The organism is Larkinella arboricola (genome assembly GCF_003259745.1).
In the GTDB taxonomy this organism is placed as follows: Bacteria; Bacteroidota; Bacteroidia; order Cytophagales; family Spirosomataceae; genus Larkinella; species Larkinella arboricola.
This window is the reverse complement of the sequence record NZ_QLMC01000003.1, coordinates 649,193-672,272: the sequence shown is the minus strand read 5'-3', so window position 1 is coordinate 672,272 and position 23,080 is coordinate 649,193. Positions and strand designations below refer to the sequence as shown.

19 protein-coding genes are annotated in these 23,080 nt (G+C 52.8%); 13 read left to right on the top strand and 6 right to left on the bottom strand.

What is annotated here, in order from left to right; all coding sequences use genetic code 11:
* Positions 1-182 precede the first annotated feature (182 nt).
* Entirely contained in the window at positions 183-1,724 is a 1,542-nt protein-coding gene (locus LX87_RS14175) for a YifB family Mg chelatase-like AAA ATPase (RefSeq protein WP_111628882.1), read from the top strand.
* Positions 1,725-1,727: 3 nt separating this feature from the next.
* Here LX87_RS14175 and recF read toward each other — a convergent pair whose 3' ends face one another.
* Positions 1,728-2,813: a DNA replication/repair protein RecF gene (gene recF, locus LX87_RS14170; RefSeq protein WP_111628881.1), complete on the bottom strand. Its 1,086-nt coding sequence runs from the start codon at positions 2,811-2,813 to the stop codon at positions 1,728-1,730.
* Between the two features lie 167 nt (positions 2,814-2,980).
* On the opposite strand from recF, the gene pdhA reads away from it, so the two are divergent.
* The 5 genes from pdhA (at position 2,981) to serS (ending at position 8,396) form a co-directional block, all read left to right on the top strand.
* Positions 2,981-4,024, top strand: coding sequence for a pyruvate dehydrogenase (acetyl-transferring) E1 component subunit alpha (pdhA, locus tag LX87_RS14165; RefSeq protein WP_111628880.1), 1,044 nt, complete (start codon positions 2,981-2,983; stop codon positions 4,022-4,024).
* 186 nt (positions 4,025-4,210) lie between these two features.
* Complete coding sequence (locus tag LX87_RS14160; RefSeq protein WP_111628879.1) at positions 4,211-4,912, top strand: tetratricopeptide repeat protein; 702 nt, start codon at positions 4,211-4,213, stop codon at positions 4,910-4,912.
* 170 nt (positions 4,913-5,082) lie between these two features.
* Positions 5,083-5,592 (top strand): 6,7-dimethyl-8-ribityllumazine synthase, encoded by a 510-nt coding sequence (ribH, locus tag LX87_RS14155; RefSeq protein WP_111628878.1) that lies wholly within the window; start codon positions 5,083-5,085, stop codon positions 5,590-5,592.
* A 107-nt stretch (positions 5,593-5,699) separates the two neighbouring features.
* Complete coding sequence (locus LX87_RS14150) at positions 5,700-7,034, top strand: aspartate kinase (protein WP_111628877.1); 1,335 nt, start codon at positions 5,700-5,702, stop codon at positions 7,032-7,034.
* Between the two features lie 90 nt (positions 7,035-7,124).
* Positions 7,125-8,396 (top strand): serine--tRNA ligase, encoded by a 1,272-nt coding sequence (serS, locus tag LX87_RS14145; protein WP_111628876.1) that lies wholly within the window; start codon positions 7,125-7,127, stop codon positions 8,394-8,396.
* Positions 8,397-8,437: 41 nt separating this feature from the next.
* On the opposite strand, the gene surE is transcribed toward serS, so the two are convergent.
* Positions 8,438-9,178, bottom strand: coding sequence for a 5'/3'-nucleotidase SurE (gene surE, locus LX87_RS14140; RefSeq protein ID WP_111628875.1), 741 nt, complete (start codon positions 9,176-9,178; stop codon positions 8,438-8,440).
* Between the two features lie 75 nt (positions 9,179-9,253).
* Here surE and LX87_RS14135 point away from each other — a divergent pair, with 75 nt between their 5' ends.
* Positions 9,254-10,159 (top strand): diacylglycerol/lipid kinase family protein, encoded by a 906-nt coding sequence (locus LX87_RS14135; protein WP_111628874.1) that lies wholly within the window; start codon positions 9,254-9,256, stop codon positions 10,157-10,159.
* Between the two features lie 18 nt (positions 10,160-10,177).
* Here LX87_RS14135 and LX87_RS14130 read toward each other — a convergent pair whose 3' ends face one another.
* Positions 10,178-11,626 carry a TonB family protein gene (locus tag LX87_RS14130; RefSeq protein ID WP_111628873.1) on the bottom strand — a complete coding sequence of 483 codons (1,449 nt, stop codon included), beginning with the start codon at positions 11,624-11,626 and terminating at the stop codon, positions 10,178-10,180.
* Between the two features lie 230 nt (positions 11,627-11,856).
* On the opposite strand from LX87_RS14130, the gene LX87_RS14125 reads away from it, so the two are divergent.
* A complete protein-coding gene (locus tag LX87_RS14125) occupies positions 11,857-12,183 on the top strand; it encodes a hypothetical protein (RefSeq protein WP_111628872.1) in 327 nt (108 codons plus the stop codon).
* Complete coding sequence (locus LX87_RS14120; protein ID WP_111628871.1) at positions 12,180-12,848, top strand: ATP-binding cassette domain-containing protein; 669 nt, start codon at positions 12,180-12,182, stop codon at positions 12,846-12,848. Before LX87_RS14125 ends, LX87_RS14120 begins: the two co-directional genes overlap by 4 nt.
* An 18-nt stretch (positions 12,849-12,866) precedes the next feature.
* On the opposite strand, the gene LX87_RS14115 is transcribed toward LX87_RS14120, so the two are convergent.
* Complete coding sequence (locus tag LX87_RS14115) at positions 12,867-13,766, bottom strand: metallophosphoesterase (RefSeq protein WP_111628870.1); 900 nt, start codon at positions 13,764-13,766, stop codon at positions 12,867-12,869.
* Between the two features lie 68 nt (positions 13,767-13,834).
* Positions 13,835-14,728: a porin family protein gene (locus tag LX87_RS14110; protein WP_111629207.1), complete on the bottom strand. Its 894-nt coding sequence runs from the start codon at positions 14,726-14,728 to the stop codon at positions 13,835-13,837.
* Between the two features lie 39 nt (positions 14,729-14,767).
* On the opposite strand from LX87_RS14110, the gene gldB reads away from it, so the two are divergent.
* The 4 genes from gldB to LX87_RS14090 are packed head-to-tail and all read left to right on the top strand — an operon-like array spanning position 14,768 to position 19,864.
* Positions 14,768-15,742 carry a gliding motility lipoprotein GldB gene (gene gldB, locus LX87_RS14105; protein ID WP_111628869.1) on the top strand — a complete coding sequence of 325 codons (975 nt, stop codon included), beginning with the start codon at positions 14,768-14,770 and terminating at the stop codon, positions 15,740-15,742.
* A 43-nt stretch (positions 15,743-15,785) separates the two neighbouring features.
* A complete protein-coding gene (locus LX87_RS14100) occupies positions 15,786-17,600 on the top strand; it encodes an ABC transporter ATP-binding protein (RefSeq protein WP_111628868.1) in 1,815 nt (604 codons plus the stop codon).
* 24 nt (positions 17,601-17,624) lie between these two features.
* Positions 17,625-18,053: a Fur family transcriptional regulator gene (locus LX87_RS14095; RefSeq protein ID WP_111628867.1), complete on the top strand. Its 429-nt coding sequence runs from the start codon at positions 17,625-17,627 to the stop codon at positions 18,051-18,053.
* Positions 18,053-19,864, top strand: a complete 1,812-nt coding sequence (locus tag LX87_RS14090; protein WP_111628866.1) for a MutS-related protein — start codon at positions 18,053-18,055, stop codon at positions 19,862-19,864. The genes LX87_RS14095 and LX87_RS14090 overlap by 1 nt, the downstream gene beginning before the upstream one ends.
* Here LX87_RS14090 and LX87_RS14085 read toward each other — a convergent pair.
* Positions 19,854-22,967 (bottom strand): zinc-dependent metalloprotease, encoded by a 3,114-nt coding sequence (locus LX87_RS14085; RefSeq protein ID WP_111628865.1) that lies wholly within the window; start codon positions 22,965-22,967, stop codon positions 19,854-19,856. The two genes, LX87_RS14090 and LX87_RS14085, sit on opposite strands and share 11 nt — an antisense overlap.
* Positions 22,968-23,080 lie beyond the last annotated feature (113 nt).

The following is a 23,080-nucleotide window of genomic DNA, read 5'->3' as shown; positions in this document are numbered from 1 at the left end:
TATCTATCGTGTTAAATGACGTAGTTTCAATTTACGGCAAAGTTTGCTGCGTTTTCAGAGTTTACAAACTGACCAGCCTAAATTCTGATCAATCAACGGAGTAAACCCAAAGAAAGTCCGGATGCCGGTGTGTCCTTTCAGTCCGTTAGACGTCTAACAAAGAAAACAGAAACCTGCTTTTCATGCTGGCCAAAACTTTTGGAAGCGCCGTCCACGGTGTGAGCGCAACCATCATTACCATTGAAGTTGCCGTTGCGCAAGGCTTACATTTTCACCTCGTTGGTCTGCCCGACAGCGCCGTTAAAGAAAGCGAACAACGCGTTGAATCCTCCCTGAAATATTTTGGTTACCGGATGCCCCGGCAGAAAGTCGTGGTCAATCTGGCTCCGGCCGACATTCGCAAAGAAGGTTCTTCCTACGACCTGCCGATTGGCCTCTGCGTTCTTCAGGCGTCGGAACAGATTGCACCCGAACGCAAGCTGGAAGACTATGTGATCATGGGTGAACTGTCGCTCGACGGACACCTGCGGCCCATTAAAGGCGTGTTGCCAATTGCCATCGAAGCCCGCAAACGGGGCTTTAAAGGCTTTGTGCTGCCCGCCGAAAATGCACCGGAAGCCGCCATTGTCAATAACCTGGACGTGATTGGGGTTGAAACGATGCAGGATGCCGTCGAGTATTTTGAAGGAAAAAAGGCCATTGAGCCGCTGGTAACCGACACCCGCGAACTGTTTGCCAACACCCAGAATGCCTACGATGCCGATTTTGCCCACGTGCAGGGCCAGGAAAACATCAAACGGGCTATGGAAATTGCGGCTGCCGGTGGGCATAACGTGATTATGATTGGACCGCCCGGTGCCGGAAAAACCATGCTGGCTAAACGACTGCCCAGTATCCTGCCCCCGCTGACCCTGCACGAAGCCCTGGAAACCACCAAGATTCATTCGGTAGCCGGAAAACTGGGCAGCCGGGCCACGCTGATTGCCACCCGGCCGTTCCGGTCTCCCCACCACACCATCAGCGACGCGGCTCTGGTGGGCGGGGGCAGCTTTCCGCAACCCGGCGAAATTTCCCTGTCGCACAATGGAGTCTTGTTTCTGGACGAACTGCCGGAGTTTAAACGCACGGCACTGGAGGTGATGCGGCAACCGTTGGAAGAACGGAAAGTAAGCATTTCGCGGGCCAAATGGGCCGTGGAATTTCCGGCGAATTTTATGCTCATCGCCAGCATGAACCCGTGCCCGTGCGGGTATTACAACCATCCCGAAAAAGAGTGCGTGTGTGGTCCGGGCGTGGTGCAACGGTATCTCAACAAAATCAGCGGCCCGCTGCTCGATCGCATCGACCTGCACGTAGAAGTAACACCGGTTTCGTTCGATCAGATGACCGCCAACCGGCCTTCAGAAAGCAGTGATGCCATCCGGGAGCGGGTGATCCGGGCGCGGCAAATTCAGACAGAACGGTTTGAAAGCCAGCCAGGTATTTATTCCAACGCCATGATGCCGTCGCAGATGGTCAAAGAAATCTGCGCGATCAGCGATGCGGGATTGGCGCTGCTGAAAACCGCTATGGAAAGGCTAGGCTTATCGGCCCGGGCCTACGACCGGATTTTGAAAGTATCGCGCACAATTGCCGATCTGGCCGGAAGTGAAAGCATCGAGATTGAGCATTTGGCCGAAGCCATTCAATACCGGAGTCTGGACCGGGAAAACTGGGCCGGATAGAGTTTACGGCTCCGTCTGAAAATACGCTACCTCCGCTTTAACGGCGGTCAGCAGTTCCCGCGTCCGTTCGGGTCGGGCGTCGGTGATGAAAATCTGTCCGAAGGTATGGTGTTCCATCAGGGTGATTAGTTTGTCGATCCGGCGGTCGTCGAGTTTGTCGAAAATGTCGTCCAGCAGCAGCATCGGTTTAACGCCTTTCTCCGCCTGTAGCTGCTCGAATTGTGCCAGTTTCAGGGCAATGACAAACGTTTTCTGTTGCCCCTGCGACCCGAATTTTTTCAGGGCAACCCCGTTGGCTTCAAACACAAAATCGTCCTTGTGAACACCTTTGTTGGTTCGTTGCAACTGAATGTCGCGTTGACGGTTCCGGCGGAAATCTTTCGGGAATTCCTCATTGCCCACTTCCGATTCGTAAATGATGTCAACGGCTTCGCGGGCTTCGCTCAGGTAAGCGTAATGCTTCTGAACAATCGGCAGAAAATCGGCAATGAACCGTTTTCGGCGCTGGTAAATGCGTCCGGCGAGTTGCAGCAGTGGTTCGTTGTAGGTTTCGAGCAGTTCTTCGTCCAGGTAATTCCGTTCGGCAAACAGTTTTAAGGTCCCGTTGCGCTGTTTCAGAATTTGGTGGTAAAACAGGTAGTCGCGCAGGTAATCGGGGTCGAGTTGAGACAGAACCCCGTCGAAGAAATGCCGCCGTTCCTCGCTGTGCTCCCGCACCAGGTCGGTATCGTTGGGGGCCAGCATCACCACCGGAAACCGCCCGATGTGTTCGCTGATCCGGTCGTACGGTTTTTTGTCGGACAGCAGCACCTTTCGCTGGCCCCGCTGGAGGCTGCATGTGATCTGAACCGGCTTATCATCCAGCCGGAAAACCCCGTCGATGATAAAGAAATCACTCTGATGATGAATGCTCAGGGCATCCTGGTTATGAAACGCGCTCTTGCTTAACGACAGAAAATAAACGGCATCCAGCAGGTTGGTTTTGCCGCTGCCGTTGGGGCCAACGATGCAATTAATCTGTTCACTGAATGTAAAACTCCCTTCCTCGTAGTTTTTGAAGTTGGTCAGGTTGAGTTTTTCCAAATACATCGGTATGGTTGTTAGCAGGAATTGCGTATTTTCGCGGCATCGTGGTAAAATGGCCACGTGTTTAAGCAACAAAGATACAGGTCGTTTGTTACGTAAGGACCAGTTGCCTGTATCACAAAGAGGTCCGTTTTCATTCGGTTATCCTTTTTTTACGCCCAACGAACCATATGGCCAGTGTAAAGGAAAAATCTAAGCCGGGCGACGCTTCGCCAGCAGCGGCAAAAACTACGCATCCCAAAGAACGTTACCTGTACTGGTACGAGTCGATGATGCTGCAACGTAAGTTTGAAGAGAAAGCTGGTCAGCTTTATGGACAGCAAAAAATCCGGGGTTTCTGCCACCTCTATATCGGGCAGGAAGCGTGCTCATCAGGGTCATACTCGGCATTGACGAAAGATGATAAATGGATTACAGCCTACCGCGACCACGGTATTCCGTTGGCGCTGGGTTCTGATCCGAAAGCCATCATGGCTGAACTATATGGCAAACAAACGGGGTCATCGAAAGGCAAAGGCGGTTCGATGCACATTTTCGATAAGTCAGTAAATTTCATGGGCGGCCACGGAATTGTGGGTGCTCAGATTCCGCTGGGAGCCGGTATTGCGTTTGCCGAGAAGTACAATAAGACCACAAACCTGTGTATGTGTTTCATGGGGGATGGTGCCGTGCGGCAAGGGGCGTTTCACGAAACGTTCAACATGGCCATGACCTGGAAACTGCCGGTTGTTTTCGTCGTAGAAAACAACGGTTATGCAATGGGAACGTCTGTGGCCCGGACCTCGAACGTAACCGATCTCTATACGCTGGCGGAAGCCTACGACATGCCGTCGGAGCCCGTTGATGCGATGGATGTAGAAGCCGTACACGAAGCCGTAAGCCGGGCTGCCGAACGCGCCCGCAAAGGCGACGGTCCGACGTTCCTGGAATTCCGGACCTACCGCTACCGGGGGCACTCCATGTCCGATCCGCAGAAATACCGTACGAAAGACGAACTGGAGCAGTACAAACAACGCGACCCGATTGAACTGATTCGGGCGCGGATTCTGGACCAGAAGATGGCTACGGAAGACGAACTGACGGCTATTGATCAGAAAATCAAAGGCATCGTGGAAGAGTCCGTGAAGTTTGCCGAAGAGTCGCCTTATCCGGCGCCGGAGGAAGCCTTCAAAGACGTTTACATGCAGAAGGATTATCCGTTTATTATGGATTAATACTTATCTGGTTAGAAGGAGACAGGGAAGAAAAAGGAAAGGAAAACGGCTATCAGCTCAATCCTTGCTATTTTCTTCCCTGCTTTTTTTCTTTTCACCTTTAGTATCAAAAGTTTGTCCCGGGTTTTGCTTTCTATTCTCCGGAAATTTCCTAAATTTGCAGTCCAAAATTTTGGATTTTCATAAATGAGTAAGACACAAACTAGCTCCAAACTGGAGTTTCTGGAAGATCCTGCTACGTTATCAGGATCGTTAGGGAAAGCGGAGTTGTTTTTTGAGAAAAACCGGAATCTGGTTCTGGGTTTGTTGGGCGCTATTGTCCTGGTCATTGCTGGCTTTATCGGATACCGGTATTGGGTTGATAGCCAGGATGAAGAAGCGCAGACAGCAATGTTTCCGTCTGTTTATGAATGGGAAGCTGACTCACTGAAAAAAGCCCTCAACGGCAACGGGGCCAACGAAGGTCTGGTGGCTATTTCAGAAGAATACAGCGCGGCTCCGGCGGGTAACCTTGCAGGCTTTTATGCGGGGGTTGCTTTACTGAAGCAGGGTAAATACGATGAAGCCATCGAAAAACTGCAAGGCTTCAAATCGTCTGACCTGCTGGTGCAGGGCCGGGCTTACGCCTTGATTGGCGACGCCTACATGGAAAAGAAAGCCTACGGCGACGCGATTGACTACTACAAAAAAGCGGCTGATTATAAGCCTAATCCATATTTCTCTCCGGCTTACCTGATGAAGCTGGCGCTGGCTTACGAGCAGAACAAGCAAAATCAGGAAGCGATTGATACGTACAATCAGATCATCGACAAATACCCGACCTCTGCTGAGTCGGCCAACGCCAAGAAGTATAAATCCGTGCTGGAAAGCACGGTCGGTGAGTCGTAAGCAGCGTTGATCAAACCCATTGCGAAAGGACAAAGCCGACCGAGGTTTTGTCCTTTTTTTTGACCAGGCTTTAACGGGTCTAAATGATTCCCGGGCTGTAACTAACGCACTGCTTACAACGTCGATCAATCTCTTAGTTAATCTTATTAATCATCGTAATCCAAGTTCAGATGGCCACTGAGTTAAAAAGTTTAAGTGTTTTTTCGACGGAAAACCTGCCTGACATCAGTAAACGACGGTTTGCCATCGTGGTGGCCGAATGGAATGCCGACGTGACGGAGGCTCTGTTTGAAGGCGCCTATCAAACCCTGCTGCAATACGGAGCGGTGGCCGACAACATCGTCCGTGGGAATGTTCCGGGCAGTTTTGAATTAAGCCTGGGCGCAAGCTGGTTTGCGCAACGGGACGACATTGACGCCGTGATTGCACTGGGCTGTGTGATTCAGGGCGAGACCAAGCACAACGATTATATCAACCACGCCGTTGCGCAGGGATTGACGAATGTGGGTCTTCAAACCGGAAAACCCGTCATTTTTGGCGTTCTGACGCCCAATACCCAGCAACAGGCCCTCGAGCGGGCCGGTGGTATCCACGGCAATAAAGGCGACGAAGCCGCCATGACGGCCATTAAAATGTTAGGCTTACAGCAGCAAGTTTATACTTTTCAATCCAAACTCTAATCAGTTATGGATGGGTAGATGAATCCCTGAGAGAATTGCTCGCAGCTTCTGGACACCAGCACGATAATTCGCTCATTCGCTCACCCGCTCATTCACTCATTAAAACCATGCAAGTCTGGAAATTTGGCGGAACGTCCGTGGGTAAGCCCGAACGGATGCATTCAATTCGCAACCTGATTACTTCCGACGATCATCAGAAAATCGTCGTCCTGTCGGCTCTGTCCGGTACAACCAATGCGTTGTTGTCCATTGCTGATTCCCTGAAATCGGATCAGCCTGATGAAGCCGGGGAGAAGATTGAGCATTTGAAAGCGCATTACGATTCGTTTGTACGTGAGCTTTATAAGACCTCAGACGGGTTGACGAAGGGGCAGAAGATCGTTGAAAATGAGTTTTCGTTTATTCGATCCTTGACGCGCATCCGGCCGTTTACGCTGAAACAGGAAAAGGAACTGGTGGCGGAAGGTGAGTTGCTGAGTACCCAAATGTTCCAGGCCTACCTGGAGGAAGCCGACGAGGATGCTATTCTGCTGCCCGCGCTGGAGTTTATGCGTGTGGATGCCGACGGAGAACCGGAGCTGGATTACACGGAGCGGAAACTGCGGGAACTGCTGCGGGCGCATGGAGCCAGAAAAATCATTGTTACGCAAGGCTTCATCTGCCGGAATCCGCGGGGCGAAGTTGATAACCTGAAACGGGGTGGTTCGGACTACACGGCTTCACTGATTGGTGGTGCCATCCGGGCCGACGAAATTCAGATCTGGACCGACATCGACGGGATGCACAACAACGATCCGCGGATCGTCAAGAAAACGTTCCCGATTCGGGCGCTGACGTTTGAAGAAGCGGCTGAACTGGCGTACTTCGGGGCGAAAATTCTGCACCCTTCCACCATTACACCCGCGAAGATGTTTGGTGTACCGGTGCGGCTGAAAAATACGATGGACCCGCAGGCGGAGGGAACGCTTATTGCCAGCAAAACGTCCGATCAGGTGTTCAAAGCCGTTGCCGCCAAAGACGGTATTACCGCGTTGTACATCCACTCGCTGCGGATGCTGAATGCCTACGGTTTTCTGCGTCGGATTTTTGAGGTGTTTGAGAAATACAAAACGCCGGTTGACTTAATTGCCACGTCGGAAGTCTCGGTTTCGGTGACCATCGACAAAACCGATAACCTGCCCGAACTGATGGCCGAACTGCGCACGTTCTGCGATCTGGAAGAGCCGGATTACGATCAGACCATTGTTTGCATCGTGGGTAATTTCAGCGCCGATCACGCCGGTATTGCCCTGCAAGTCCTGAAAGCGCTCGAAGGCATTCCGATCCGGATGATTTCGTACGGCGGTACCGAGCACAACATTTCGCTGCTGATGCACGGTCGATACAAAGCTGAAGCCCTGAACGCCCTGAACGAAGGGTTGTTCAATTTGGTGGAAGCCTGAAAATAAACGTTCCGGGTGGCTTTGAAGCCGCCCGGAATCCCAAAACGAACCATTTATAGCCGCCCGAGTGCCGCTAGTACCTGAATAAACATGCTTTTACTCTCCTTCATCCGCGAAAACAAAGAAACCACCCTGGCGGGTCTGAAAAAGAAACGTTTTGCCAATGCCGAAGCCGTCGTTGAGCAGGTGCTGGCGCTGGATCAGCAACGGCGCGATACGCAGAAAGAGCTGGACGATGTGCTGGCCCAGTCCAACGCCAAAGCCAGGGAAATCGGCGCCTTTATGAAAGCCGGTCAGAAAGCCGAAGCGGAAGCCGCTAAAGCCGAAACCGCCGAGTTGAAAATGCGTTCGAAGGAACTCGAAGAAACCCTGAAAACTGTTGAGCAGCAGTTGCAGGACGTGCTGGTTACGCTGCCTAACCTGCCCCACAGCAGCGTTCCGGAGGGCCGGAACGCGGAAGATAACGAAGTGGTGCTGCAAAACGGGGAGATTCCGGCGTTACCGGAAAGCGCCTTGCCGCACTGGGAACTGATTAAAAAATACGGAATTATCGACTTCGATCTGGGCAACAAGATTAGCGGAGCCGGATTTCCGGTGTATCGGGGAAAAGGAGCGCGGATTCAGCGGGCGATGATCAATTTCTTTCTCGACGAAGCCCTCAAAGCCGGTTATTTCGAAATTCAGCCGCCCATTCTGATCAACGAAGATTCGGGTTTCGGCACGGGTCAGCTGCCCGATAAGGAAGGTCAGATGTATTTCGCTACGGAAGATAAACTGTATCTGATTCCGACGGCGGAAGTGCCCATCACCAACCTCTACCGCGACGTGATTGTGTCGGACGACCAACTGCCAATCAAAAACGTGGGCCATACGCCCTGTTTTCGGCGCGAAGCCGGTTCGTGGGGGGCGCACGTCCGCGGGCTGAACCGGCTGCACCAGTTCGATAAAGTCGAAATTGTTCAGATTCGCAAACCGGAAGAATCGTATCAGGCGCTGGAGGAAATGAGTCAGTACGTGCAATCGCTGTTGCAGAAGCTGGAATTACCGTACCGGGTCCTGCGGCTTTGCGGGGGCGATATGGGTTTTGCGTCGGCCCTGACCTACGACATGGAAGTCTGGTCGGCGGCTCAGCAACGGTGGCTGGAAGTAAGCTCGGTTTCCAACTTTGAGACGTTCCAGGCCAACCGACTGAAACTCCGCTATCGGGTCGATGGAAAAACGCAGCTTTTGCATACGCTGAACGGTTCTGCCCTGGCTCTGCCCCGGATTCTGGCCGCCATTCTGGAAAACAACCAGACGCCGGACGGTATCCGGATTCCGCCGATACTGGTTCCCTACTGCGGCTTTGAAACCATAAATTAAAAAAGCGCCCGGCCAGCCGGGCGCTTTTTTTGTATCTTCATTTATACCGTAATCGGTTTTTGTTCCAGCGCTTTCTGAAGCGCACGTTCGTCCGTCAAATCAAGCCGCAGTGGAGTAATCGATACATAGCCATTTTCAACCGCCCAACGGTCGGTCCCTTCTTCTGCCGGTTCCAGGGGCGTGACGGTAAACCAGTAATGCTTTCGGCCCAACGGGTCCATGCCGGGTACAATTGTTCCGTCATACAGCCGGACCGACTGGCGGGTCCACCGGATGTCGGTGGGATTGGGCGGGAGATTGACGTTGTAGAGGGCCAGTTCCGGATCTTTCAGTAACAGTTCCAGGGTCTTTTCGACATACGGTTCCAGAGCCTCAAAATCCGGTTCGGTTTTGCCGACCGGTGTACTGAACGCAATGCCTTTGATTCCCAGCAGAACGGCCTGTTTGGCGGCTGCCAGCGTTCCGGAGTGCCACATAGAGTTTCCCAGATTTGGCCCCATGTTAATCCCCGATAATACAACGTCCGTCTGCCCGCCGATATGGCTTCCCAAAGCCACGCAGTCGGCGGGGGTGCCGTTGACGCGATAAGCCTCAATTCCTTGAAACTTAATGGGGGATGGCCGGTAGGAAAGTGGCCGGGAATGGGTGACGGCGTGCCCCATAGAGGATTGCTCCACATCGGGCGCTACAACGCGTACGTCGCCAAACCGGGTAGCGATTCGGGCCAGGGCAGCAATCCCCGGACTGTAAATACCGTCATCGTTGGTGATTAAGATTCTCATGGTATGGGCGATTTTGTCCTAGTATTCCAACAGAAAAACCGCCGATGATGTTTATAAGGTCATTCAGGGAACACTATGAAAATTGCTCAACTCTTACATAACCCCGGCGCTGGCGACGAAGATCATTCGAAAAAGGGCCTGATGGACCTCATTAAATCGGAGGGTTTCGATTGCCGGTATGCCTCGACAGAAAAAAGGGATTGGAAAGAACTAAGGTCCGATGTCGATTTTCTGGTTGTGGCAGGCGGAGACGGTACGGTTCGGCGGGTAGCTAAACACCTGCTGAACCGTAAACTGATCGAAAAACCGTATCCGATTGCCTTGCTGCCGAGCGGTACGGCCAACAACATCGCCGGAGCGTTACGCATTCCTGTCGACCGTCCGGAGGCCGTTGTAAGAAGCTGGAAAGCAGATTGGCGGAAACGGTTCGATGTCGGGCTGGTGGAGGGGTTACCGAAACCGCAGTTTTTTCTGGAAAGTATTGGCTACGGGGTTTTTCCACAGTTGATGAACGAAATGGAAGATCAGCAGGAAAAATCGACGGATGCGCCGGAGGAGAAAATGAAAGTGGCGCTGGACGTGCTGGCCGGGATTGTTCAATCTTACGAAGCCCGTTCGTGTCAGATTGAAGTAGACGGTGTTGACCATTCGGGAAATTACCTGCTGGTGGAGGTGATGAATACGCGTTCCATCGGCCCCAATCTGGGGTTGGCTCCGGCTGCTGATCCGGGTGATGGTCAGTTTGACATCGTATTGGTTTCGGAAAGCCAGCGAATGGGCCTGATAACGTATGTACAAAACCGGCTTAAAGGCATTGAAGGCGATTTTTGGGGAACCGCCCTGAAAGGCCGTACGGTTCGGGCGAAGTGGGACGGTATCGAAATGCACCTGGACGATCAGTTGGTGAGTACCAAAAAGCCCCGCGACATTCGCGTCATGATGCACGAAGGAGCGCTGAGCTTTCTGGGGGTGCCGGATTGACGGCATCCGCTGTTCATCTTACTGAAGCAGGAAGTTAATCGGTAAATTGTATTTTACCCGAACCTTGCGACCTCTGACAGAACCCGGTGTCCACTTCCCGTTGGAAGCCTTCACCACCCGGAGGGCTTCCTGATCCACACTGGGATGAACGCTTCGAATCACTTCGTAATCGCAGAGCGACCCATCTTCGCAGACAACGAAGCTCACAAAAACTTTCCCTTCGATCTGGGCTTTGGCCGCTTCCGGCGGATAATGAATGTTCATAGACAGATAATTACCCAGCCCTTTCATGCCCCCTTTAAATTCGGGGGTTTGCCAGGCATTGGTATACGCTACCGAATCGGTTCCGTAGTACGCCACGCCGGATAAGCAAGTGCCCTGCTGGTACGACTCCCGGTAAACTAGTGAGCCGTTTTTAAGCCGTCCGGACCAGATTCCTTCTTTATGACGGTCTTTGATGGCCCCGGTTTCCTGAATCCATTGATTGTCGTGTTTCGACCACAAGTGAGCTGTACCGTTTCCATCCTTGACCAATTGGTTACCTTTCAGGTCCCATTGGGCGATAAATTCCGTCTCTTCCGGTTTGATGGCGTTGTCTGCTCTGACTAAAAGCTGTTGCAACTGGCCATTCGGGTACCAGGTCCATTCCTGTATTTTACCGTCCTGTAATCGTTCCTCCACCCGCTTGACCAACCCGTTGTTGAAATAATAGATCGACTCCCCCTCTTCTTTACCGTCCACGTAATTTAAGCGGGAGATCGGCGTTCCGTCTGAATAAAGCGAATAAATGATGCCATTCAAGGATTTAAACACGGGGTCTTTGATGGTCAGGATAGTAGATTGGATCGAATCCGGCAGGGATGGATCGTCGGTATTGGTATGCATGAACGGCTTTTTCTCAAACCTATATTCAATCGTCTTGTGCCATTTGTTACCATCCCGTTTCGAAAGCACCGGATTGCCATTAGGCAGGCCCAGCGTATCAACCGGCGTCATGAGTTTAAACACGGCCTGCGCTTCGTCGCCAATCTGATGGCCTTCTTTTGAATAATAAATCGTGAGGGCGCCCGGCTCGCTTTGCTGGCTAACCGTTGGGGTAAACCGGATGGTATACGTAAACTGCTGCCGAACCGGCTGGCCTGCTTTGAGAGCCGGTTTCCAGGCATTAAAACCACCCAGAAGCCGAATGGCCTCCCGGTCGCAGTCGGGCCGGAGGCTGCGGAGCGTCTTGATCTCCGACACGGTTCCATTGGGTTCAATCACTCCCGACAGAATGACAATTCCCTTCGTGCGGTCTACTTCGGCTGTATAGGGCATGCGTCGATTGACCGTAATGAATTTTTCCAGCAGGGGTAAGCCTCCAATGGGCCGCGCTGCCGAATCTACTTCAAAATCCTTGTAGACCGTCTGAGCGGAAGCCAAAAAGCCTAAAGCCAGCAGGAGCAATGTGTATAAACCGTGTTTCATGGGGGATAAGAACGTATAGAATACAATTTATAAAAAATATTGCTAATCAAATATACTTAATTTTCCTCGATCAGCGAAACCCGGGTATGCTACTCGTTCCGTAAAAAACAGACGGCAGTATGCTCTTTTAAATACCGATGCATGAACGGCTTTGTTACAGGCTGTTAAAGTTTGTTAACCGTTTCTATTTACTGACCAGATTAAACTATTTTGCCCAAAATCAGCCACTTATGCGCTATTTAAAATTGCGGGCCATTGTAATGTTCTACCGAACCTTCTGGGTAGCTAGCAACGCCGTCACGGTGGGATTAATCGTTGTGAGTCTGGAAAAGATTGTCCGGTACTTTCCCTTGTTTTTTGTCTATTTCTGGTGGTTTAAATTGCTATCTGAAGGGGCCGTGTGGTATCTGGTTCGCCAGAATTACCGGGCGCAGTTCTGGTTTTACCACAACCTGGGCTTGTCAGAAACCGTCCTGTTTGGCGGGGCTTTCCTGCTGGATCTGCTGATTGCTCTTTTACTGATTCTGGTTACCTATCACCTGTTGCTTGTTCTATGAACCAATCCGCTACCCTTCTGGAAGCTGACGGCATCTGGCTGCAATTCGGCGGACGGAAAATTCTCCAGAGCGTTTATGTCAACTTACAGGTTGGCCGGATAACGGGTCTGCTGGGTCGTAACGGGTGCGGCAAATCCTGTTTGCTGAGGAGTATCATGGGGCTGATGCCGACAGAAACCCAGTCGGTGCGGGCCAATGGGCGTTATGTAGCGAAGGCGTACCAGCAGCCCGGTTTGATTCGGTATTTACCCCAGCATCCGTTTGTGCCATCTACCTTAACGGTTCAGGCGGCTTTTGGGTGGTATGGGGTCGATATAAACGAAATTGCCGACGAGTATCCAACGACTTATGGATTCAGGCATCAGAAAATAGGCCGGTTGTCGGGCGGAGAAAAACGATTGACCGAAATTCTGCTGGTGCTGAAATCTGCGACTGATTTTGTCCTGTTAGACGAGCCATTTTCGCACCTGATGCCCCTTCAGATCGAACAGGTTCTGCAAACTATCCGGCAGGAATCCACGCGGAAGGGCATTCTTCTGTCCGATCATCTATACCGGCATGTCCTCGATCTGAGTGACTCCATTTACTACCTTACTGTGGGCGGGCGGACGATTCTGCTTAACGCGCCGGAACAGGATTTGAAAGATATGGGGTATATTTTCTGACATCGGCGGGCCTTCCGCTTATTTTAAAATCCGGTCGGGTTCGGCAGCAAAACCGTCTATTTTTAAATGATCGTTGTAGACCTCCACGACTGCGAAGCCGGTTTCCTCCTGCTCAACCATGCCGCGAAACGTGATGTAATGAATGCCTTTCTCGGTATGGTAGCTGCTCTGGTGTGCATGGCCGTTGAAATACGCCCGCACGTTGGGATAGCTTTCCAGTAAGGCTTTTACCTCCTGATGATTCCACAGATTGTGCGGATCGTTAGCGGGTACAAGCGGAAAATGGCAGAGAATTACTACTTTTTCGCTTTTCTTAGCCGCCGAACGCAGTTCGTCCTTTAACCATTTGAATTGTTGTTCGCCTATTCCGCCGTTCCAGGTCTGGGCGTTGGGCGCTTTTTGTCCTTTCAGGGTTTCAAGGGTGCGGGTGGCCTGTTCGTGGTTTTTGCTGGTTGTTACGTTTCCGTAAACGCTGAGGTCGTTGCCGTCCAGAACAATAAACCGCCAGTTACGTTTGGCAAATGAATAATACCGTCCTTTTAACTTCAGCGTCGCCGGAACCCGGGCAATTTCCTCCCGCCGAACCGAAAAATCGTGATTGCCCAGTACATGACGGATGGGGCTTTTTAAGGGCTTAATGATGGTGTTCAGCGTGTCGAAACTCCGGAAATCGTGGTCAATAAAGTCGCCCAGATGGGTTACAAACGCTACCTTTTTCTGATTGAAGAGCTGCACGGCTTCGTCCAGTTTGCGCAGCGACGAACGGTAATGCCGCGTTCCGGCGTTGTCGCAGTCGCAATATTGCACATCGGTCATCACGCCAAATGTAAACAAAGGCTGGGCATCCGTTTGCGAAAAGGCCCGGAGACTGCTGAAAAACAACGAAGCAAGAAGGAGGTAAGGGTATCGGTTTCGCATGGCGCGCGTTGGGTTAGGTCGATCAACGCGCAGTTTAACAGATTCTGGCTAAAAAATCGACGCAGCCGCTAAAACTTCAATCCCAGATCGAGCGAAATCACGTGGTTTTTCGAAACCAGATCCCGCGCCCGGGCCACATCCGTCAGCCCCCGCTGGTAACTGACACCCATGATCAGCGCCTGGCTCTGGTTCAGGCGGTATTGAATACCCGTTCCGAGTAGCAGACTCAGACTTGCCCGGCTGTATTGCCGACTGTAGTTTCCGCCATCTTCTGCGTACTGAAACAGGGCGTTATGAGCCGGGTCAAGCGGTTTTTCGGCCAGTTTGATGTTAATCAGCCCACCGGTCTGGATGTAGAACCGGGCGTTCGGAAACAGGTTGTTGGCGTACATTTTGATCGACGCCGGAAGCTGCAAATACTGCAAGTTGTAAGACGACTGCTGAAGTTTGGCACCCGGGTCCCAGATCGGCTGGCCAAACTGCCCCGGAATCTGGTAGCCCGACCGATGGATGGTGTACCAGAGTCCCGAGCTGAACGAATACCGGTCTTTGAAAAAGAAATAGTCGATGCTTGGCCCGATGCTCATGCGCAGGGCGGCTCCGTTTCGCCGAAAACCGGCGTAGGAATTAAAGCCTTCTGCGGTGTTGAATGTTACCGATGGAGCTACCCGGAAACTCATTTCGATAAGCTTTTGCGGGGGCGCGTAGTCAATCTCGTCTCCCTGAATCCGCTCAAACACGCGATCTGTGGCCCGGCGGGTCCGCTGCCGGTCGTCGGACTGGCGGTTCTTTTTTCGGGGCGATGGTCGCCCCCAACCGTCATCATCGGTTGTCTGGTTGGATTTATTGCGTTCCTGAACCGTCACCCGTCCCTGACCCTGGGCGTTGCAGGTCAGTCCTAAAAGCAGGGCCACGGTTGCAATCATCTGACCGGAACACCGGTATAAACCCAACTTTTTCATAAATTTGTATGTTTCCAAGAGAGCGCCCATTAGCTAAAAATGAAAATCTGGTCTGTTGTTTTTTGTATAGTAAGTATACTCATTTTCAATGCCTGTTCCAAAACCGAGGAATTGGTAACCATCGAACGGCCGGAGCAGGAGCTTTTTAGCGCCCGAAAGCCGGAAGAGGTTCGTCAGTGGCTGGCCGATCACAAAGATATTGCGCGGCTCTACTTCGGAACAACCCGCTTTGATCAGGATACGGTATTGGTGAATGAATTGCTTAAACGAGTTAACGATAAGGAGCTTGGCGTATTGTATCAGCAGGTCAATGCGGAGTTTGGAACGATGGGCGACATTCGGGATCAGCTGACGGAAGCCTTCAACCGGATTCAGGAAAACTTTCCGGATTATAAGCCACCACGGGTTGCAACAATGATTTCCGGTTTCATGGGGCAGGATCTGGTCCTGAGCGATAGCCTGATTGTTATCGGATTGGATTATTTCGCGGGCCCCCGCGCCAAATACCGTCCGTTGGGTTTACCGGCCTATATTTTGCGTCGGTATCAGAAACAGTTTATCGTCCCAACCCTCGTTTACACGCAGTCGGAGCGGTTTAATAAGTCGAATCCGCAGGACCAGACTTTGCTGGCCGATATGATTTATTACGGGAAAGGGTACGTTTTTACGAAGGCCATGCTGCCCGAAACGCCGGATAGTCTGATTATTGGGTATACCGAACAGCAACTGACGCAAACTTACAACGTGCAGTCGGACATTTGGGCGTATTTCATTGATGCCAAACTGCTGTTTGAAGTCAATCCGGCGGTTAAAAACCGGTATTTGGCCGAGCGGCCTTTTACGGCCGAAATCAGCAGCAAAAGCCCCGGCGCTATTGGCCGCTGGCTGGGCTGGCGGATTGTCGGCAAGTATTTTGACGAAAAAGGCCCCGGTATTAAAGCCCTGATGGATAACCCCAATGCTCCGCAGATTTTTGAGCAATCGGGTTACAAAGGATTTAAAGACGAAGAGTAGATTTTGATAATAAATAGGGTTGGCGAGCCGACCGAAGAAGAGAATGGCAAAGCGTGGAAGGAGTTCGCAAGAGAACGAAGAAGATAAAAAAGTAAAGGTAACCCGGGACGCCCTGCAAAAGTCGCTGCGGCTTTTCCAGTTTATCAGGCCGTATCGGTGGTATTTCATCGTCGGTCTGGTGTTTCTGCTGCTGTCGTCGGCCACCACCATGGTGTTTCCGAAGCTGCTGGGCGACATTCTGAAGGTTGTCGAAAACAAGCTGGAAGCCGGATCGCTGAACCAGTTGACGCTGATTCTGTTTGGCCTGCTGGTGGTGCAGTCGGCCTTTTCGTTTGCGCGGGTCTACCTGTTTGCGCAGGTTAGCGAGCGGGCGATGGCCGACGTTCGGCGGGCGGTGTACAAAAAAATCATTTCGTTGCCGGTATTCTTTTTTGAGCAACGGCGCGTGGGCGAACTGACCAGCCGAATATCGTCGGATGTAACCCAGTTGCAGGATGTACTGTCTACTACGCTGGCCGAGTTTCTCCGCCAGATCATCACCCTCTTTGCTGGGATAGCCCTGATTTCATTTACTTCCCTGAAACTGACGGGTTTCATGCTGGCGACGGTGCCGGTGGTGATTGTGGCGGCCATTTTCTTCGGAAAATTTATCCGGAAGCTCTCGCGGAAAGCGCAGGACGAACTGGCGCAGGCCAACGTCGTGGTGGAAGAAACGTTGCAATCGGTCAACGTGGTGAAAGCGTTTACGAACGAGCCCTACGAGGTTCGACGGTATTCGACGGCGCTGGATAAGGTAGTCCGGAACTCCCTGCGGGTGGCGAACTTCCGGGGCGGTTTTGTTTCCTTCATCGTTTTTGCGCTTTTTGGCGGTATTGTCGGGGTGGTTTGGTACGGTGCGCGGCTGATGCTGGCGGGCGAACTGACTTTTGCGCAATTAGTGACGTTTGTGATTTACACCATGTACATCGGCGGGGCCGTGGGCGGTTTGGGCGATCTTTATGCCCAGATTCAACGAACCATCGGTGCTTCGGAACGGATTCTGGATATTCTGGAAGAGCCTTCTGAACTGGAAATTCCCACCGACGGTCAGCCGACGCTGGCGGTTCCGTTACAAGGAGATATTCGTTTTGAAAATATCCATTTCTCCTATCCGTCGCGGCCCGATGTGGAGGTGCTGAAAGGCGTTTCGCTTCAGGTACCGTCGGGACATAAAATTGCGCTGGTGGGCCAGAGTGGCGCCGGAAAATCGACGATTGTGCAGTTGCTGCTGCGGTATTACCCGATCAACGGCGGTTCCATTACGGTTGATGGCCGACCTGTTCAGGACATCGACATCCGGCAACTGCGCCAGAACATTGCCGTCGTTCCGCAGGAAGTTATCTTGTTTGGCGGAACGATTTTTGAAAACATTGCCTACGGAAAACCGGGTGCCACCGAAGCCGAAGTGCTGGAAGCCGCCCGCAAAGCCAATGCCCTGGATTTTATCGAGTCCTTTCCGGATAAGTTTCAGACGGTTGTGGGCGAACGGGGGGTGAAACTCTCGGGTGGTCAGCGGCAACGGATTGCCATTGCCCGCGCCATTCTGAAAAACCCGGCCATTCTGGTGCTCGACGAAGCCACCAGTTCGCTGGATGCCGAGTCGGAGCGGCTGGTGCAGGAAGCACTGGACGAATTGATGCAGAACCGGACAACCATTATCATTGCACACCGGCTGGCTACCATCCGGAAAGTCGACACCATTTATGTCATTCGCGAAGGCCAGATCAGCGAGACGGGTACGCACGAGGAATTGAGCACGCTGGAAGACGGTTTGTACGCGAATTTGGTTAAATTACAATTTGAAACAACGGATAGTTAAAACGCCGGAACGGCTTTTACGCTTATGAACGCTGCTATTAAACAGACGCTGGATGATTTTCATCTGCGGCATACAAGTTGTCGGGAAGGCGTACTGGATACCTTTTTTACGGCCAACTACGCCCTGGCCCACCACGATATTGAGGAGAGTCTGAAAGCGGATTTCGACCGGGTAACCATTTACCGGACCCTGAAAACGTTTGTTGATAAAGGAATTCTGCACAAGGTACTGGACGACGAAGGCGGGTTGAAATATGCGCTTTGCCGCGAAGCCTGCGCGCACGATCACCATCACGATCACGTTCATTTCAAATGTGAGGAGTGTGGCCAGACGACCTGTCTGGAAAACACCCTGATTCCGGCGGTCAGCCTGCCTTCTGGCTATAGCCGTAAAGAAACCAATCTACTCATTCAGGGCGTGTGTTCGCTTTGCAATAAAAACACCGCGCTCTAATGCCCCAGTCGATTTTTGCGGAACGCGAAACCCGGTTTTTGCAGGAAGAACTAAAAGGCCGGGCGGCTTATAACCGGTTGGCCATCATTCGGGTCATCTGGTTTGTTGGCGCGGCTTTTCTACTTTATCTTTTACTGGATCGGGGGCAGAGCCTGGCGGCTATCGGGGTTGGCCTGCTAGCGGTTACCGGCTTTCTGATTCTGCTGAAACGCCATCAGGCCGTACAGCGCCGACGGGATCGCGCCCGCTGGCTGGCTTTCATTAACCGCGACGAAGCCCAGCGGCTGGAACGCAAATTCCTTCGTCCCGAAACCGGTGCGGACTTTGCTGATCCCACTCATCCTTACGCGGGCGACCTCGATGTGTTTGGAAATCATTCGCTCTTTCGACTCCTGAACCGGACGCACACCTACGAAGGCAGCCGCAAACTGGCTGCCTATCTGCTGTCGCCCGTACCCATCAGCGAAGTGCTGCTTCGGCAGGATGCCGTTGCTGAGTTAAAACCGTTGCTTGACTGGCGGCAGGAACTGGCGGCTTTGGCCTACCTTAATCCGACCGTGGGCGATTCGCCCGATGAACTGAAAAACTGGGCTACGAAAGCCGACGAGCCGGTGCCGGGTTATCTGGCCGTGGCACGCTGGGTGTTTCCGGCCATCACGCTGGTTCTGGTGGGGTTGTGGATGGGCGGCATGGTACCGGGCTGGGCCGTAACGGTTTCGCTGCTGGCACACGGCTTGCTGCTGAGTCAGGTGGCCGAGCGGGCGAAAAATGCCAGTGAGCAGACCTTTGCCATGTCGCAGGCGCTGAAAACGTACCGCGACTTGTTAAAACATCTCGAAAATCCGCGCTTTCAGTCGGCTATTCTGCACCGGTTACAAACCGTGACCAGTCTGGACACCCGTTCGGCCGCCGATGCCATCGGAAAACTGAGTCAGTTGGTCGAAAACCTGAACTTTCGTCGAAATCCGTACTTCTTTCTGCTGATCGGTATTTTCACCCTCTGGGACATTCATTATTTGCAGGCGCTTGATCGCTGGAAGCGCGTCTACGGTCCGCACCTGGCCGACTGGCTCGATGCGCTGGCCGAAGCCGAAGCGCTTAACAGTCTGGCGGGGCTGGCCTACGCCCATCCGGAATATGTCGTTCCGGAATTTAACGAGGAAACGCTCGAACTCGACGCGCAGCAGGTGCGGCACCCGATGCTGAAAACCGGTCAAAGTGTGGCGAATTCGCTGAGAATTAACGGCAATGGACAAACCATTCTGATTACCGGCTCCAATATGTCGGGGAAAAGTACGTTTCTACGGACCGTTGGTACCAACGTTGTGCTGGCGCTGGCGGGGGCCGTGGTGGCGGCAGATCGGCTGGTTTGTTCGCCGGTACAGGTTTTTACCAGTATGCGCACGCAGGATTCGCTGGAAGAAAACACCTCGTCGTTTTATGCCGAACTAAAACGCCTGAAAACACTCATCGACCGCACCCGGCAATCGTCTAACTGGCCCGTTCTGTATTTTCTGGACGAAATCCTGAAAGGTACCAACTCCGCCGACCGGCACCGGGGCGCGCGGGCGCTGATTCTGCAACTCCACCAAACGACGGCATCCGGCTTTGTATCGACCCACGACGTTGAACTGGGCGAGTTGGCGGCAACCCATCCGTTTGTCCATAACTACAGCTTCCGGTCCGATGTGGTTGACGGCAAACTGCATTTCGACTACCAGTTGCAGACCGGTGTTTGCCGGAGCTTTAATGCCAGCCAGTTGATGCAGTCGATTGGTATTCAGATTCAGGACGACGCCCTTACCGAATAATCATAAGCTTCTCCGATTTCAGTACGCCGTTGTGCTTCAGTATCAGGATGTAAGAGCCGGGTGCCAGTTCGGCCAGACTGACCGGAAGGGTATGCACTCCCGCCGTTGATACGGTATTATCCAGCACCGTTTTAACCACAACGCCCAACGAATTGACCAGATAAAGCGCCACGGGGCCGTCCTGGTGTAGCTGGTAATTTATAGTTATCGCCCCCCGGGTGACTGGGTTAGGATGCACCCACAAACTTTTCTCCGCTCTAAAACCCTTGGCTGTCGGTCCGGTTGAAAGCTCGTGTGCTTCTGACAAGAGGACCTCCGAAACAAAAAAAGCAGGCGGAACTTGCCCGTCGGTGCGGCCATTAGGCACTCGGACGGTTACGACGGCACTGCCCGCCGACGTTCCCAAACCACAGGCCGCCCGCACCTGCGAAATCCGGTAGGTGGTAGTCTGGCGCGGTGCTACGTAAAGATAAAACCGGTTGATGGGCATGGTGAAGCTGAAGTTTTCGCCTGTGCTGGCGCTGACCGTTAAACTCCACGGACCGGAACCTGTCAGCGAAATATCCAGCGGTGTGCTTTGTCCGCTGGTAATCGTTGTGTTTCCTGCCACGCTGGCTGTTAAGCCCGGACACGTCACACCAGCCATGACCGTAACCGTTGCCGAACCGGTGGTCGTTCCGGTTCCACATCCATTGCTAATGGTAGCGAGGGTATACGTGGTGGTTTGGGTCGGACTGACGGTGAAGCTAAACGGATTTTGCGTCAGGTTCGTGAAGGTCTGCCCGTTCGACAGCGTGAAGTTATAAGGGGCTGCACCTCTAAAAACCGCCTGAAGCGTTGCCCGTTGTCCGGCCGTCAGGGTTGTGCTGCCCAGTAGTGTAGCCGTCGGTACCGGACAGGGCGTTTGAACAATGATGGTAGCCGAGCCGGAACCCGGGCCAGTTCCGCAGCTATTGCGCACCTGCGCAATCTGATAAGTCGTTGTCTGCTGGGGGGCCACGTAAAGGGTAAACTGCGGAATGGGCATCGTGAATGGATAGGTTTCTCCGGTGCTGGCCGTAATGGTCAAACTCCACGGGCCGGTACCTCCCAGCGAAATGGCTAGTGGTACACTCTGTCCGCTGTTGATGGTGGCGCTCCCGCCGATGCTGGCCGTGGCTGGTGCCTGAATGGTGAAAGCCGCACTGGATTGACTGGTCAGGGCCGGGTTGGAAGAAACAATCCGAATTCGGTAGCCACTGCCAGCCGGGGTAGTAGCGGGAATGACCACCGTTAGCGGGCTGGTTGTACCGCTCGTGGGTAAGTCCGTAAAAGTACTGCCGGTAGCGTCAGAGAGTTGTACGTTGAAGGTGTTACCCGACTGGAAAGTACCTGTCGTTGAAAAAGGAACGCTGAGTTGAGCCCCCGCGCAAACCGCAGCTACCGGGCCGATATTGATACCGGGCGGAATTTCCGGCTGAATTGAAACCGCATAATCTTCGGCTTCCCCCTTACCGTATAACAAACCACAGGGATCGTTGACTTTCGTGGGGTCGGGCGGAACCAGGCTGGCGATACGGATGCGCATATACGTCGGGCCGGATGGAACGCTTTGAGGAACGGTGAACGATGCCGTCAGGCTGTTGCCGGATACCAGTTTCTGAACCGGTGCCAGCACGCGTTCGTTTAGGCCAAAAACACCATCACGGTTGTAGTCAATCCAGACGGCGGCACTGGCCTGATTAAGCACCTCAAATTTGCCTTTGAGTGTTAGCGAATAGCTTTGCCCGGCGGTGAGCGTGGCCGGGGCGATGCCCGCTGAATAATCGGCGTAGGAGCCTGTAGAAAAACCGGAACCGGTATTACTCAGCAATACGGTATTAGCCGCGTTTCGGAGTACCACATCGTCGATTCCGACATGGCCGTTGGCGGGTGAACTGGGGTAGGCCGACAGATACCGGGGCGCGCAGTAGAGCAAACCGCTGCTGAATGCCAGCGTGTTACTGAGGGAGCCCGTTGCGGTGTTAGCGGGCCGGATGCGGTAATAATACGTTTTCGAGGAGGCAATTCCAGCGTCGGTAAAGGTTGTGCTATTCGGCGGAACGCCACCAATGGCGCTGAAACTCTCGGGCGTTTCTATGGCCCGTTCAATTAAAAAACCGGCTTCGTTGGCGGAATTGTCCTGCCACGTAAGCTGCGCTTTTCCGCTGGTTCTTGTAACCGAGAGCAAAGTCGGGGCCGCAACGGCATCCGGGGCGCGGGTATAGTTACGGGCAGGCGTCGGATTTTGAAGCCAATAGGCTAGACTGGCAGTCATTACCTGCTGCTGACCCGCCGTAAACCGGGCTGTGGGTGTGCGGGAACATTGCCAGCCCGACATTACATTGTCCATCATGGGCTGGTAAGGACGTCCCTGCGGGTCGGTCAGGCCCCCTTTGTACGTGCAGCTTCCATCGTCGGTATTACCCCCGCCCGGCAAATCCCAGGGGTCGGCGGGGGTGTCACAGATCAAATCCGCAGCCGTAGCACAATTGGCTGCGGAAGCCAGTTCCTGCCCGTTGCCAAAGGTGTGAAGCAGGCTGAAATGATGCCCGAATTCATGGGTAAGCAGCGCCGGTGTCAGGCTCGAAATCGTTAGAATCACGTTATCGCCACCAAATCCGCCGTAACTAATGCCGTTGATGGTGAGTGAGTTTACCACAAACAGGTTGGCTGCTGCCGGATCTCTATTTGTGGTAATAAACGATTGGTTGGTTGACCATTCAAGGTTGTAAGCCAAAGAATTATTAATCTGGTTAGGAGTGGCCCCAACCAGATAAAACTGAATTCCGGCGGGCAGAAATTGTGTATTCATGCCCGCCAGTGCGGTCATCAGACTGCTAACTTGAGCGCCACCCGTTCCGTCGTTATTCCGCACCAAATGCACTTTCAGGGGAATGTAGGTCAGGGGGCCGGTGGCAAGCCGCTTATTTTTTACCGTTGCCTGATACTGCTTCAGGACCAACCGGGTTTGGTGGATTTGTTCGACCGAAGCAGAAGAATGGGCGCAGAAATGCTGCGCACTGGCGTCGGTGATCGTTACGATCAAATAGAACAGGAGAAGATAAAAAAAGGACGATTTCATAGGCTGATACAGGTAGGATCATAGGAATTAGTAAATAGCTGATGAATAAAATAACCTGGTTGGAAACGTAGTTACCAAGCAAAATCACAAGCCGTAAACGACACTGCTTACGT

What these genes read in the sequence shown, in the direction of transcription:
- LX87_RS14175 (WP_111628882.1), top strand. Translation starts at nt 183, where the DNA reads ATGCTGGCCAAAACTTTTGGAAGCGCCGTCCACGGTGTGAGCGCAACC.
- recF (WP_111628881.1), bottom strand. Translation starts at nt 2,813, where the DNA reads ATGTATTTGGAAAAACTCAACCTGACCAACTTCAAAAACTACGAGGAA.
- pdhA (WP_111628880.1), top strand. Translation starts at nt 2,981, where the DNA reads ATGGCCAGTGTAAAGGAAAAATCTAAGCCGGGCGACGCTTCGCCAGCA.
- LX87_RS14160 (WP_111628879.1), top strand. Translation starts at nt 4,211, where the DNA reads ATGAGTAAGACACAAACTAGCTCCAAACTGGAGTTTCTGGAAGATCCT.
- ribH (WP_111628878.1), top strand. Translation starts at nt 5,083, where the DNA reads ATGGCCACTGAGTTAAAAAGTTTAAGTGTTTTTTCGACGGAAAACCTG.
- LX87_RS14150 (WP_111628877.1), top strand. Translation starts at nt 5,700, where the DNA reads ATGCAAGTCTGGAAATTTGGCGGAACGTCCGTGGGTAAGCCCGAACGG.
- serS (WP_111628876.1), top strand. Translation starts at nt 7,125, where the DNA reads ATGCTTTTACTCTCCTTCATCCGCGAAAACAAAGAAACCACCCTGGCG.
- surE (WP_111628875.1), bottom strand. Translation starts at nt 9,178, where the DNA reads ATGAGAATCTTAATCACCAACGATGACGGTATTTACAGTCCGGGGATT.
- LX87_RS14135 (WP_111628874.1), top strand. Translation starts at nt 9,254, where the DNA reads ATGAAAATTGCTCAACTCTTACATAACCCCGGCGCTGGCGACGAAGAT.
- LX87_RS14130 (WP_111628873.1), bottom strand. Translation starts at nt 11,626, where the DNA reads ATGAAACACGGTTTATACACATTGCTCCTGCTGGCTTTAGGCTTTTTG.
- LX87_RS14125 (WP_111628872.1), top strand. Translation starts at nt 11,857, where the DNA reads ATGCGCTATTTAAAATTGCGGGCCATTGTAATGTTCTACCGAACCTTC.
- LX87_RS14120 (WP_111628871.1), top strand. Translation starts at nt 12,180, where the DNA reads ATGAACCAATCCGCTACCCTTCTGGAAGCTGACGGCATCTGGCTGCAA.
- LX87_RS14115 (WP_111628870.1), bottom strand. Translation starts at nt 13,766, where the DNA reads ATGCGAAACCGATACCCTTACCTCCTTCTTGCTTCGTTGTTTTTCAGC.
- LX87_RS14110 (WP_111629207.1), bottom strand. Translation starts at nt 14,728, where the DNA reads ATGAAAAAGTTGGGTTTATACCGGTGTTCCGGTCAGATGATTGCAACC.
- gldB (WP_111628869.1), top strand. Translation starts at nt 14,768, where the DNA reads ATGAAAATCTGGTCTGTTGTTTTTTGTATAGTAAGTATACTCATTTTC.
- LX87_RS14100 (WP_111628868.1), top strand. Translation starts at nt 15,786, where the DNA reads ATGGCAAAGCGTGGAAGGAGTTCGCAAGAGAACGAAGAAGATAAAAAA.
- LX87_RS14095 (WP_111628867.1), top strand. Translation starts at nt 17,625, where the DNA reads ATGAACGCTGCTATTAAACAGACGCTGGATGATTTTCATCTGCGGCAT.
- LX87_RS14090 (WP_111628866.1), top strand. Translation starts at nt 18,053, where the DNA reads ATGCCCCAGTCGATTTTTGCGGAACGCGAAACCCGGTTTTTGCAGGAA.
- LX87_RS14085 (WP_111628865.1), bottom strand. Translation starts at nt 22,967, where the DNA reads ATGAAATCGTCCTTTTTTTATCTTCTCCTGTTCTATTTGATCGTAACG.